Here is a 12,314-nt window from a genome sequence, read left to right as displayed (position 1 = left end):
TCTGTGGGTTCGGGCATGCGCCTCTCGCATGCGCAGTGGAGGGTGGGCGGGCTCAGCCCTGGTGTCGTGGGGTGAGGATTCCGACAGGGCCGGGAGTATGCGGGAGCAGGGGGGCAAGCCGCGCAAGTCTGCGCTGGCTCTGAACGACTCCTCTGGCCCCACCTGAACTTCTTTCCGACCGGTGCACGCCACGACCCCTGCGCTTGCTCGGAGCGCGTGGCGGCGGGCACGCGCTCGCGCGAGCTAGCAGGAGGCCAAGTCGCAACCGAAGTCGAGGAGGAAGAGGAAGCCGAGAACGGGCCACAGAACCGCAACGGCCATAAGGCACAGCGCCATCCAGCGCGACCGCTTGCGGCCGATCTGCTGCAGGCGCCCCGGGTCGTCGCCCTGCGCCACGGACGGCTGTCTCCAGTCCGCTGTCCTGACCCAGATCACGACCAGGATGATCCAGACGACGAGGTCGGACTGCCCGAATCTCTGGCTCAGTTGATAGACGGACTGGCCGTCCGCGATGAAGATCACGGGCAGAGTGTAGGTCCCGGCGCTGACAGCGTCTCAGCCGCGGCCCGAGGCCGTCATCCGGCCCAGACTGTCGCGTACGACCGCTTCCACCACCATGTATCCCGCCCCTGCTGGACCGCACCGTCCCGACCACCGGGCGCCGACCACCATGATCCCCGCTAGGGCAAGGAAGCCGTGATCGCTTCCGGCGGGCTGTGTGCCCGGCTCCCGGTGTTCGTGTCCGGTTTGATGAGCGGCGTGGGTTGGGGCATGGGCGTGAGAGGGCGGCGGCACGTCCTGGGCGCCGCCGCCCCTGTCCCGCTTCCGGCCTTGTCAGTTGCTTAACTGATCGTTTCAGAATGAGGTCCGAAGGCGGCGATGGCATATCAGGCTGCAGGACAGGTCGAGCAACCCCTGGTGGAGATCAGCGCGGCGTTCGTAGCGGGTGCGGAGCCTTTTGAACTGGTGCAGCCAGGCGAACGCGCGCTCAACCACCCGGCGGACCTTGCCCAGTCCGGAGCCGTGGTCGACGCCCCGTCGGGCGATCACGGGTTTGATGCCGCGCTTTCACAGCAGGCGGCGGTGCTTGTCGAAGTCGTAGCCCCGGTCGGTGTACAGACACCGGGGTTTGCGGCGGGGGCGTCCCCGAACTCCCCGAATCTGCGGGACCGCGTCGAGCAGGGGCAGGAGCTGGGTGATGTCGTGTCGGTTGCCGCCGGTGAGCGTGACGGCGAGTGGAGTTCCGTGTCGGTCGACGATCAGGTGGTGTTTGGAGCCGGGGCGGGCGCGGTCGACGGGTGAGGGTCCAACAGGGTCCCCCCTTTGAGGGCCGGACGTGCGATCCGTCCACGGAGCAGTCGTCCAGGTCCAGCAGGTCGGCGCGGCGAAGCTCGGTCAGCAGGGCGGCGTGCAGGCGTGCCGGACGCCGGCCTCGGTCCAGTCCCGCAGCCTGCGCCAGGCCGTCACGCCGGAGCAGCCCACGGTCTCCGCCGGGACGTCCCGCCAGGCGACACCGGTCCGCAGCACGAACAGGACGCCGGCGAGTGCTGTCCGGTCAGGAACACGTAACCGCCCAGGATGCCGGTGGCGTCGTTCGGGAGCGGGTGGCAGCAACGGGGCAACCCGCTCCCAGACGAAGGCCGCCTCGGCGTCCGGCGAACACCCAGGTGAGTGGCCTGGCGCGAGGCCCATTTCGACCTCGGGCCATAAAGCACAAGCTCGGTTCGAACGGCTCAAGGCTCAGGTCGCCGAACTCGAAGAACGGCTCGCGAAGCGGGACGAGGCGCTGGCCGGGCTCAGTGTTCAAGACCTTCGCCGTCTCACGGCTCACGGCCCAGTACGAGGAGATCGAACGGCTGTGGGAACAGGCTGCCGTAGTCGGCAATGTCCGTGGCCGTCCCGCTGCCCGCAGCGGGACGGCCCCCTGCGGCTCGTGCGGTTGAGGCCGTCACGGCCCGGGGCGATTCGGCCGGACAGGCGAACCGGGGACCGGACCTGTGGGCGTGCCCGCCGCCGGGGCATGCCGGGCTCCTGCCGGGTCGGCGCACCGCGGTCAGGTACTTCCCATGTGGGGTCGCTCCTTGGAGTGACTCCCGGGGCGGAGGGCCCCCTCCGGAGGAGGGATAGGCGGGGCGACAACCGCGCGACAACGAGTGACGATCTTGTGTCGAGATCCTGGCTGAATGGTTCTCAGGCGGCGGACACGCCGCAGGGGAAACCGACCCAGGAGGAACAATGGCAAGTCGACTCGTCTCGAAGCATCTGCTCACCCGCCGCGCCGGCATGGCGGTGGCCTCGGTCCTGGCCGCGACGGCAGGGCTCGCGGTCTGCGCCACACCGGGGGATGCCGCCGCGCTGAACACGGCGAACGCCGCCGACGCCGGGCGAGTCGGCCATGCCACCGCGGCCAAGCGGCTGGCCGCGCTGATGCGGCAGGATCTGGACGCGGGGGCGCCCGGGGTCGTGGTGCGGGTGAACGACGGGAGTGGTCGGACGATCTCGCTGGCGCAGCAGGCGACGTGGACGAAGCGGGACCACAAGCTGTCGGCGGACGACCAGTTCAGGATGGGGTCGAACACCAAGACGATGGTGGGGGTGCTGGTCCTGCAGCTGGTCGCCGAGCACAAGCTGTCGCTGCAGGACCCGGTGGACAAGTGGCTGCCGGGCCTGGTGCCGAACGGCCGGAACATCACGCTGAAGATGCTGCTGAACCACACCAGCGGGCTGTACGACTACATCAACGACCCGAGCGCCCTGGCCCGCGTGATCGGCGCGGATCAGTCCCCCGTGCGGCCGGAGGCGCTGCTGGCGGTCTCGGCGAAGTACCCGCCGCTGTTCAAGCCGGGCGCCGAATACTCCTACAGCAACACCAACTACATAGCCCTGGGCCGGGTGTTGGAGAAGGCGAGCGGCCAGAGCCTGGCGACTCTGCTGCAGCGGCGGATCATCGGGCCGCTCGGGCTGCGCGACACCTATCTGGCGGCCAACGGCACCTCGCGGGACGGGGCCAGGCTGGCCGCCGCGTATGAGCCGGACGCCGAGCACCTGGCGCCGCTGCTGCCGCCGGGCGTGCCCGAGGGCACCTCGTTCGCCGGGCCGGCGCGGGGCGAGCATGTGCTGGTGACGTCGATCAGCCCCGCGTGGGCGTGGGCGGCCGGCGCGATCGTGTCGACGCCGGCCGACGAGCAGCGGTTCCTGCGAGCGCTGGCGTCCGGCGGACTGCTGCGGCCCGCGCAGCTGAAGCAGATGAGGACGACCGTGGTGGAGACGCCCGGGGACCCGCAGAGCTCGCGGTACGGGCTCGGGATCGAGGAGTACGACAGCCCGTGTGGACCGGTCTGGGGGCACACCGGCGGGGTGCCCGGTTACGCGAGCCAGAACTACACGGACGCGACGGGCAAGCGCTCGGTCACCGTGGTGACCACGACGCTGTTCGGGCTGCATGACGAGAAGTCGGGCGCCGCGGACCAGAAGGTGGTCGACGCCGCGGTCTGCACGATGCTCGGCAAGTCCCTTCCGGCCGCGTCCAAGTGACGTCGGGTCGCTCAGTGAGCCGGGGAGGCGACGTGGCGATGGTGGAACGCGGGATGACGGTGCGGATCGCGAGATGGAGCGCGACGCACCCGTGGCGGGCGATCTGCGGATGGGTGCTGTTCGTCGTGGTCTGCGTCGGGGTGGGCGCGGTGGCCGGTACGAAGTCGAGCGACTCGGCCATGTCGCCGGGCGAGTCGGGCCGGGCGGTCGAGATCGTGGACAGCGGCCGGTTCCATGACCCGGCGGTGGAGAACGTGCTGATCAGCGCCCGGTCGGGTGCGCTGGACGCGTCGGCCGCCCGGCGGGCCGCCGCCGATGTGGCCGCCCGGCTGAGGGCCCTGCCGGGGGTGGCGAAGGTGGAGTCGGCTGTGGTGGCGCCGAACCGGTCGGCGCTGCTGGTCCGGGCCGAGATGACGGGTGCGCGCAGCGACGCCGGGTCGCGGGTCCGGCCGCTGCTGGAGGCGACGACGGCCACCGCGAAGGCGTACCCGGGGCTGCGCGTCGAGGAGGTCGGGGACGCCTCGATGGACGAGGCGCTCGACGGCCGGATCAAGGGCGACTTCCATCAGGCGGAGCTGATCAGCATCCCGGTCACCCTGCTGATCCTGTTGGTGGCCTTCGGCGCGGTGATCGCCGCCGGGGTTCCGGTGCTGCTGGCGCTGTCCTCGGTGGGGGCGGCGATCGGGCTGTCGGCGCTGGCCTCGCACCTGGTGCCGACGACCGATGTGCTGAACAGCGTCGTCCTGCTGGTCGGGATGGCGGTCGGGGTCGACTACTCGCTGTTCTATCTGAAGCGGGAGCGCGAGGAGCGGGCCAAAGGACGCGGCACCATCGACGCGGTCGAGATCGCGGCGGCCACCTCCGGGCACGCGGTCGTGGTCTCGGGCCTCGCCGTGGCGGTCGCCATGTCCGGCATGTACCTGGCGGACGATGCGACGTTCCACTCGCTGGCGACCGGCTCGATCCTGGTGGTGACCGTCGCGGTGCTCGGCTCGGTCACCGTGCTGCCCGCGCTGCTGGCCAAGCTCGGCCGCCGGCTCGACCGGCCGCGGGTCCCGCTGGTGTGGCGGCTGACGGCCCGCAACGAGGGCGGGGGCCGGTTCTGGCCGACGGTCCTGCGACCCGCGCTGCGGGCCCCGAAGCCGACCCTCGTGGTCGCCGTCGTCGGCCTGCTGGCGCTCGCCGCCCCGGCGCTGGGCATGACGCTGCGGCTGACCGACGACGCCGACCTGCCCCGCTCGATCCCGATCATGCAGAGCTACGACCGGCTGACCGGGGCCTTCCCGAGCACCGGCTCGTCGTTGCGGATCGCGGTCCGCACGCCGGCGAAAGACGCGGCCCAGGTGCGCGAGGCGCTGACCGACCTCGGCCGGCGCACCCGGGCCGAGCCGCTGTTCGCCCACGACCAGCCGCCGCAGCGGCAGACCTCGGCGGACCGGACGGTGTCCGTGCTCGACGTCGGTGTGCCGTACCCGGTCGGCAGTGACAGAGCCGCCAAGGCACTCGACGAACTACGGCAACGGCTTGTGCCGTCGGCGCTTTCCGGGCTGCCGGGCGCACGGTACGCGGTCGGCGGACCGATCGCGACGAACGCCGACTTCACCGCCGACGTGTCCGGCGCGATGCCGTGGACGATCGGCTTCGTCCTCGTGCTCACCTTCGTCGTACTGCTCGGGACCTTCCGGGCACCGGTCATCGCGCTCACCGCGATCGTGCTCAACTCGCTTTCGGCGGGGGCCGCTTACGGGTTGCTCACGCTGGTCTTCCAACACCACTGGGCCGAAAGCCTGTTGGGCTTCCGGTCCAACGGCGGGATCGTGACCTGGCTGCCGCTGTTCCTGTTCGTGGTGCTCTTCGGGCTCTCGATGGACTACCACGTCTTCGTGGTGAGCCGGATCCGGGAGGCGGTCCGCGCCGGGGTGCCGACCAGGGAGGCGGTCGCGCGCGGCATCACCGGTTCGGCCTCCACCGTGACCAGCGCCGCCGTGGTCATGGTCGCCGTGTTCTCGATTTTCGGCACGCTGACCACTCTGGACCTAAAACAGCTCGGCGTCGGGCTCGCGGCAGCGATCCTGCTGGACGCCACGATCATCCGGGCCGTGGTCCTGCCCGCGGCGATGATCCTGCTCGGCAGGTGGAACTGGTGGACGCCGCGGCCTCTGCGCCGCGAGCCGGACGCGACGGTGGAACCGTCCGGCACCGTCCCGGTGAACGTCGATGTAGCTCCTAGGAATGACGATGACCGCGTTGAATCCCGCTAGGGTCGGTCGAGTGACGGAGCACTCGAACCGGTGGCGTGCGGGATGGCGCCCGCGGGGTGCCGATGCCGGACTGGTCCTACTGACCCTGTGCGCACCGTTGTTGATGCAGTCGAGCGCCGATCCCTCCGCTCGCGCCTGGTGGTTGCTGCTGGCCACCGAGGTGGTGGCCGCGGTAGCCCTGCCGCTGCGCCGCAAGCTGCCGGTGACGGTGTTCCTGGTGCTCCTCGCCACCCTGGTGGCGGCGCTCGTCGGGGGTGCGGCCTCAGGCATGAAGCTGTCCCCGCTGATCTTCCTGTCGCTGGCCGTCGCCCTCTACAACGTGGGCAGTTACGGCACCAACTGGGCCCGCACCTGGCTGGTCGTGCTCGGCGGCGGCGGTGCGGTGGTCGCCGCCGGAGTGTGGATCAACCAGCTGACCGCCGTCTCGGCGCAGTACCGGGGCAGTTCGGATGTGATCGCCGTCCTGGCCCCGATGCCGCTGGCCTGGGCCACCGGGTTCGCCGCCCGCACCCACCGTGCGAACCTCGCGGCGGCCGAGCGGCGCATGGCGGACGTACTGCGCGAACAGCAGTTGCGCGAACAGCAGGCCGCGCAGCAGGAGCGGGTGCGGATCGCCCGCGAGATGCACGATGTCGTCGCCCATTCCCTCACCCTGCTCGTGGTACAGGCCGAAACCCTGCGCGCTCGCGGCGGCGAACTCCCGGCATGGGCGCGTACCCAGATCGACGGACTCGCCATCGCGGGCCGCCAGGCCGGCGGCGAACTCCGCGACCTGCTGCGGGTGTTGCGCGGCCCCGAGGACGCGGCGCCGCTGGCCCCGATGCCGGGCCTGCGCGATCTGCCCGAACTGCTGGACCGCAGCCGGGCCGCCGGCGCCCAGGTCGACGGGCGGATCGGGATCGAGGCCGACACGGGCGCACTGCCACGGCCGACGCAACTCACCGTCTACCGCATCGTCCAGGAGTCGCTCACCAACGCCCGCCGCCACTCGCCGGGGGCCCGGGTCCGGGTCGACATCGCCGAGGACGCAGGGCGGTTACGCTGCGAAGTGGTCAACTCCCGCCCCGCCGAGCCCGTAGCGGCCAGTTGGGGCACCGGCCTCGGACTGGTCAGCATGCGCGAACGGGTCGACGCGCTCGGCGGCGAACTGCGCACCGGCCCGACCGACGACGGCGGCTTCCAGGTGCTGGCCACCCTGCCACTGAGCATGATCCCGCTGGATGCCGCCGGTGTCTGAGCCGATCACCGTGGTCGTCGTGGACGACGAGCGAATCATCCGCGACGGCCTCGCCGCCATCCTGGGCAGCCAGGAAGGCATCACCATCGCCGGCACCGCCCAGGACGGCGAGGAGGCCGTCGAGGCGTGCGGCCGGTTCAAGCCCGACGTGATCATGCTGGACATCCGCATGCCGCACCGCGACGGCCTCTGGGCACTGGCCGAACTCGGCCGACGCGCCCTGCTCGGCCCCGGCCGCACCCAGGCGCTCATGTTGACCACCTTCGACCTCGACGAATACGTCGACCAGGCGCTCGCCTCCGGCGCCACCGGCTTCCTGCTGAAGAACAGCTCCTACGAGGAACTGACCGCCGCCGTGCGGGCCACCGCCGCCGGGCACAGCGCGTTGAGCCCCGCCGTCACCCAGCGCATCATCGCAAGCCACCTCGCCGCCGCCAGGCAGCAACCCGACAACGGAGACCTGGCCCGGCTCGCCGAACTCACTCCGCGAGAGCGCGACGTTCTCCGCCTGGTCGGGGACGGGCTCAGCAACGCCGAGATCGCCGGCCATCTCGTGGTCAGCCTGCACACGGTGAAGACCCACGTCAGCCGCATGCTGACGAAAACCGGCTGCCACAGCCGCGCCCAGGCCGCCGTGCTGGCCCGCCGCACCCTGAACTGACCGCCCGCCCAAGCCCCGGGGCCGACGCACGGCCCTCTGCGAGTCCACCACACGCCGGAATCCCCTCACCCCGGTGCGAAGCGGTCGGGTCCGTCCCCTCGTGCACGCCGCCCTCGGACTGCTCCAGGTCCCCGGCGCCGTCCTTCACCCCCGCCGACATCACTTCCTGATGACGGCCAGCACGCAGCGCTTCTCACCGTCCCACGTCACTGCTGTCCTGACCCTGGCAGACCTGCACGAAGGCGACCGCCTGCCCGCCGTGATCACCTGGGCGCACCACCAGATCGCAGCCCTGTCTGTCCCCATGGCCGACGAGGTCCGCGCCTGGATCACCACCATGCACCAGGGCCGCTCCACACCACCACGGCGAGACCCGCACCGAGTACGACGAGCTGGACCAGCCCGTCGTCCAGTGGGACGGCCGTAACAAGAAGTCGTCCACGTCCTACGACGCGCTCGGCCGGGTCACCGGCACCTGGACGGGCGACGTCGGCACCGGGACGAGGCTGACCGAGACCCGGTACGACAAGGCCGGCTGGCTCGGGCAGGCGTACGCCCAGCTCAGTTACATGTCCCCGACCGAGTACTTCGCGTCGGTCGTCCAGTCGATGGACGAGTTCTACCAGCCGCTGAAGACGGCCTACTCGGTGCCCGCGTCACAGGGTTCGCTGGCCGGCACCTACACCTTCACCTCGACGTACAACCGGGACGGCACCGTCCAGACGACGGGCCTGCCCGCCGTCGGCAGTCTGCCCGCCGAGGCCCTGACCTACGGGTACGACGCGCTCCAGCGCCCGACCACCCTGACGGGCACGACGTCCTACGTCACCAACACGGTCTACTCGAAGACCAGCCGGCTGCAGCAGCTGGAGCTGTACACCGGCTCCGGCAAGAAGGTGTGGCAGACCTACGACTACGAGACCGGCACCGACCGCCTCCCCCGTTCCACCGTGGACGTCTACGGCGCGACCGCACCGGCCAAGCAGTCGACGTACTCCTACGACCAGGCCGGCAACGTCCTGTCGATCGCCGACTCGGCCAACAGCGCCTCCCCGGACGTGCAGTGCTTCGCCTACGACAGCCGGCAGCGGTTGTCCGAGGCGTGGACACCGGAGTCCACGGCGGCGAACGCGGCCGGTTCCGGCACGCTCGGCACCACCACGCCCGTCGACGGCTCCGGCCCCAGCGCCTGCAAGGCAGCCCCGGGCACGAGCACGCTCGGCGGCCCCGCCCCGTACTGGAAGTCGTACACCACCGACGCCATCGGCAACCGCAAGTCGGAGACCAACCACGACACCGGCCTGAACGCGGGACAGCTTCCTGCCCGGTACGAAGGTCCTGCCGGCCGACGGCTCGACCAAACCGATCGAGGACGTCGAACTCGGCGACAAGGTCACGGTGACCGACCCGCAGACCGGTGAGACGGTCGTCCGCGAGGTCGCGGGGACCATCGTCACCGAAGACGACAAGGAGTTCTCCGACCTCACGGTGAAGAGGGAAGCCGGCACCGAGGAGATGCTGGTCGCGACGGTCACGCACCCCTTCTGGGTCGAGTCCGAGCACGCCTGGATCAAGGCCGGCGCCCTCGAACCCGGCATGAAGCTGCGCACCCCGTCCGGCGACACCGTCGAACTCACGGCCAACCGCCACTTCGACAAGCGCCAGCGCACGCACGATCTGACGATCACGGGGATCCACGCGTACTACGTCCTCGCCGGACAGTCCCCGCTCCTGGTGCACAACTGCGATCTGGCCCTGGGCTGGCAGAACGGTGGCAAGCTCGACGAGTGGGCGCGCGCGAACAAGTTCAAGACCCTCTCCGACGCCGCCCCGCAGGACTTCGCCCAGATGGCGCAGAAGGAGATCGCCGACTCCAACGTGACCCTGCACGTCAACATGACCGGGCTGGAGGGCCAGGGAGACTTCCTGGCAGCCGCCCAGCGTGGCCTGCGGGCTGGTGAGGCTGGACACGCCACGGACTATGAGATGTCCATGATCGCGAGATCACTCGCTCACGGTCAGCGTTCCTGGGACACGGTCAAGTTCTATTCTCCGAACGGTCCAGGAGGAGCGATGAAGGAACACGCTCCGACAGCCATGCCGGACCTGTCGACGCTGGTGGGAGAGGACATGGCCGTCCCCCTGAAGGGCTCGGTCATCGGGTCCTGCTTCTGCTGAGGAGGCTGAGGAGACGGAAAGGAAACGGAACATGGAAACCCATCCGGAAACCCTGTACCCGGACGTGGCGGCTCTGGGCGGCCTCGTGGCTGCCATGACAGAGGTCGCGGCATTGCGCGGAAGCGTCATCGGGCGGGTGTCCCCGACCCCCGACGGCGCGGTGACCGAGACCGCGAGAGGTTTCGTGTCGGTCGGGCTGGCGGCGGATGAGCGGCTGTTCCGGATGGGTGTCTGCATTCCGGACCACGCCTGGGCGATCGGCGCGACGGACGATCTCGGATCGCTCGTCGAGGCGGTCGCCGCCTGGCGGGAGGGCATGCCGTTCGACGAGCTCCGGCAGCGCTTCGAGTTCCTGCAACTCGACGAGTTCCGCACGGCGCTCGAACGCGGGGAACCCGCCCGTTCGCAGTGGGCCGCCCTTCTGTCGACCGACTTCTACGAGAGACAGTGGGACCTGCTGCGTCGCCTGCAAGCGGACGAGGTGCTGCGGCACTGCTTTCCGACGGTCTCGCACGGGGCCGTACGGCTGAGGGCGGACGCGTTGGACGGAGCCAGCCGGCAGGTCCTCGTCGCCGAATCGGACGGGGGGCGATACGACGTCATGCGGGCCGGTTCGGCGGAGGCCACCTGGGTCGACGTGTCGGCCGACGGGCTGGTCGCCCATCTGCGGGCCGACCTGGGCTCGGGTTGACCCACGAACGGCAGCCCCCGTAACCGTGACCGTCGGCGAGTCTTTTGATAGGGGTGCGCCACATCCCCGTAAACCTCATTCCTCCAGGGCACTCGGTGCTCCGGAGAGGGTGGAGTGAAGGTGTTGGGCGTCCCAGCAACGAACGCTCAGGCCCGCGCCGCAAAGGCCGGCCCCTCCACGGCGGGGCGCCAGTACGACGAAGCCTCCGGGGCCCAACCGGCCCCGGAGGCTTGTCCCTTGCTCCGCAGACTTGTTCAACGAACGGGGCCTGGCGGCGTCACGCCGCGGCGGCCTGCTTCGCCAGTGCCGCGAGCGGGGAGCGCCGGCGTTTCTCCACCGCGCGCAGCTGCTCCCAGTCGATCTCGGGGTGGGTGGGGATGACTGCGTCGACGGACGCCGTGGTGTAGAGGGCGACGTCGACGGCCCCGGCCCCGCTGGTGCCGAAGCGGACCTCGGACTGCGGGGAGCGGACCCAGCCGAGCCGGACCATGGGGTCGAAGTCGGCTTCACCGACCGCCGAAGTGGCCGGGACGAGGAGACACGACGGCAGGGTCTCGGTTCCTGTCCAGGGACCGACCCCGGGGCCTGGTAGCCGGTGACATCAGGTGGGGCCATGAGCAGTCACATGTGGAGCCACTGGTCCAGGGCGTCCAGGGCGTACCGCAGGATCGTTCGTGGTGATCTTCATCTTCTGCTCCCTCGTGTCGTCGTGGGTGACGACGACATGAGGGCCGGAGCGCCGGAGTGTTCAGCGAGAGGCCTGAACCACTGAACAGGGAGACCCATGGGGGAGACGTCAGCGCGTGACCGGCTGGCCGGGGAACTGCAGAAGCTGAAGGACGCCTCGGGCCTCTCGTACACCCAGATCGAGACGCAGGGTGGGAAGCAGACGCCGATCGTGAAGCTGGGCAGAAGGCAAACTCGGCAACTGGTTCAAGGGCGACTACGTTCCCGAGGACGACAGGCCGTTCCAGTACCTGATCCGGCTGCTCGAACCCCGGGCAGAGAAGAACGGCCTCTTGCCCAGGGGGATCAACTGGTGGCGTGACCGGCGCAAGGAGGCGGCCGACGAACGGGACGCGTCCGCGGTGTCGAAGGAGCCGGCGGACCGCTCCGCACCGCACTAGGGCCTGTCTGACAATGCCCAGGGACGTATCTGCGGGTTCTGTGAGGGCGGTGCCAGACGCGGTCTAGGACGCGCCCTCGCTGGCAGCGTCGCTGCCATACCGGTCGAGGCGATCGACTTCTTGCTCGCTCCATGCCCGGATGACTGATGCCTGCTCGGGGGTCAGTGAGTCGAGGAAGTGGCGGCGGATGTTGCCGCCGTGCACGAGCACGGCATTCTGGGCGGCGCGGCGACCCTCGGAGGTAAGCCCGATCCCCGCGCGGCGACCATCGGCCGCGTATGGGGTGCGCTCGACGAAGCCGCGTTTTTCCATGCGCGTCAGCTGATGTGAGACGCGGCTCTTGTCCCAGTCGAGCGACTCGGAGAGCTCGCCGACACGCATCTCGCGGCCGGCGGCCTGCCACAGCGTCACCAGCACGCTGAACTCGGCCTTCGAGACATCGCAGTCGCGCTGTAGACCACGCTCCAGCTCCCTGGTGAGCAGACGCTGTGCGCGCATCCAGGTATCCCAGAACTTCCACTCCTCGGGTTCCAGCGATCGAGTCTCCGTCATGCCGCCGAGGATACCGCGACCAGCAGAGTTGTCATGTCAACTCTCATCAATCTAGAGTTGACGTGACAACTCT

General features: G+C 70.0%; 9 protein-coding genes and 2 pseudogenes. 7 read left to right on the top strand and 4 right to left on the bottom strand.

What is annotated here, in order from left to right:
* Nucleotides 1-243: 243 nt before the first annotated feature.
* A complete protein-coding gene (locus AB0D74_RS03135) occupies nucleotides 244-522 on the bottom strand; it encodes a hypothetical protein (RefSeq protein ID WP_362579887.1) in 279 nt (92 codons plus the stop codon).
* A gap of 333 nt (nucleotides 523-855) precedes the next feature.
* Nucleotides 856-1,692 (bottom strand): annotated as a pseudogene (locus AB0D74_RS03130) (IS5 family transposase).
* Nucleotides 1,693-2,235: 543 nt separating this feature from the next.
* On the opposite strand from AB0D74_RS03130, the gene AB0D74_RS03125 reads away from it, so the two are divergent.
* The 7 genes from AB0D74_RS03125 (at nucleotide 2,236) to AB0D74_RS03095 (ending at nucleotide 10,562) form a co-directional block, all read left to right on the top strand.
* The gene (locus tag AB0D74_RS03125) at nucleotides 2,236-3,534 is read left to right on the top strand and encodes a serine hydrolase domain-containing protein (RefSeq protein ID WP_362579884.1); all 1,299 of its coding nucleotides are present in this window, start codon (nucleotides 2,236-2,238) and stop codon (nucleotides 3,532-3,534) included.
* Between the two features lie 38 nt (nucleotides 3,535-3,572).
* Nucleotides 3,573-5,795, top strand: a complete 2,223-nt coding sequence (locus AB0D74_RS03120; RefSeq protein WP_362580168.1) for an MMPL family transporter — start codon at nucleotides 3,573-3,575, stop codon at nucleotides 5,793-5,795.
* Nucleotides 5,796-5,805: 10 nt separating this feature from the next.
* Entirely contained in the window at nucleotides 5,806-7,032 is a 1,227-nt protein-coding gene (locus AB0D74_RS03115) for a histidine kinase (RefSeq protein ID WP_362579881.1), read from the top strand.
* On the top strand, nucleotides 7,016-7,693 hold the full coding sequence (locus AB0D74_RS03110; protein ID WP_362579878.1) for a response regulator transcription factor: 678 nt from the start codon (nucleotides 7,016-7,018) through the stop codon (nucleotides 7,691-7,693). The genes AB0D74_RS03115 and AB0D74_RS03110 overlap by 17 nt, the downstream gene beginning before the upstream one ends.
* A 569-nt stretch (nucleotides 7,694-8,262) precedes the next feature.
* Complete coding sequence (locus AB0D74_RS03105; RefSeq protein ID WP_362579875.1) at nucleotides 8,263-9,114, top strand: hypothetical protein; 852 nt, start codon at nucleotides 8,263-8,265, stop codon at nucleotides 9,112-9,114.
* Nucleotides 9,092-9,871, top strand: a complete 780-nt coding sequence (locus AB0D74_RS03100) for a polymorphic toxin-type HINT domain-containing protein (RefSeq protein WP_362579872.1) — start codon at nucleotides 9,092-9,094, stop codon at nucleotides 9,869-9,871. The genes AB0D74_RS03105 and AB0D74_RS03100 overlap by 23 nt, the downstream gene beginning before the upstream one ends.
* A 31-nt stretch (nucleotides 9,872-9,902) precedes the next feature.
* Nucleotides 9,903-10,562, top strand: coding sequence for a hypothetical protein (locus AB0D74_RS03095; RefSeq protein ID WP_362579869.1), 660 nt, complete (start codon nucleotides 9,903-9,905; stop codon nucleotides 10,560-10,562).
* A gap of 277 nt (nucleotides 10,563-10,839) precedes the next feature.
* Here the strand turns inward: AB0D74_RS03095 and AB0D74_RS03090 are convergent.
* Nucleotides 10,840-11,067, bottom strand: a pseudogene (locus AB0D74_RS03090) (hypothetical protein); the annotation flags it as partial.
* 685 nt (nucleotides 11,068-11,752) lie between these two features.
* Nucleotides 11,753-12,241 carry a MarR family transcriptional regulator gene (locus AB0D74_RS03085; RefSeq protein ID WP_362579866.1) on the bottom strand — a complete coding sequence of 163 codons (489 nt, stop codon included), beginning with the start codon at nucleotides 12,239-12,241 and terminating at the stop codon, nucleotides 11,753-11,755.
* Between the last annotated feature and the right edge of the window lie 73 nt (nucleotides 12,242-12,314).

The organism is Streptomyces sp. NPDC048278 (assembly GCF_040652195.1).
Classification (GTDB): Bacteria; Actinomycetota; Actinomycetes; order Streptomycetales; family Streptomycetaceae; genus Streptomyces.
The sequence above is the reverse complement of the archived record's forward strand: the minus strand, read 5'-3'. Positions and strand labels throughout refer to the sequence as shown.